Source organism: Streptomyces barringtoniae, assembly GCF_020819595.1.
GTDB lineage: Bacteria > Actinomycetota > Actinomycetes > Streptomycetales > Streptomycetaceae > Streptomyces > Streptomyces barringtoniae.
Map to the genome: position 1 here is coordinate 1 of NZ_JAJHNP010000102.1, position 533 is coordinate 533.

Genomic DNA, 533 nt, shown 5'->3' on the forward strand with positions numbered 1-533 from the left:
GTGGTCGGATCGAGCGCCATCATGCTGATCGCCCTGTACATGTGCCACGGCCTGTCGGCCCGCACCTCGGTGGCGGTGCTCGGCACCCTGGTCTCACTGGCGCTGATCGGCATACTCGGCTCGGTGTTCATCGGCTGGGCCGCCCTGACCGGCAACACCGACGACAGCACCGGCCTGATCCACGGCCTGTACCCGAAGATCGACATGAGCGGACTCCTGCTCGCCGGCGTCATCATCGGCTCCCTCGGCGTCCTCGACGACGTCACCGTGACCCAGACATCGGCCGTCTGGGAACTGCACGACGCCAACCCGACCATGGGCCGGCGCGGACTGTACCGAGCAGGCATCCGCATCGGCCGCGACCACATCGCCTCCGTGGTCAACACCCTCGTCCTGGCCTACGCGGGCGCCGCGCTGCCCCTGCTGCTCCTCTTCTCCATCGCCCAGAGCGGCGTGAGCACCGTCGCCAACAGCGAGTTGGTCGCCGAGGAGATCGTGCGCACCCTGGTCGGATCGATCGGACTGGTCGCCTC

Annotated in this window: 1 protein-coding gene; it reads left to right on the top strand. The window is 68.3% G+C overall.

The features are described 5' to 3' along the window. A partial coding sequence (locus tag LMU33_RS40900) for a YibE/F family protein (protein WP_228627197.1) occupies positions 1–533 on the top strand: 533 nt, incomplete at both ends.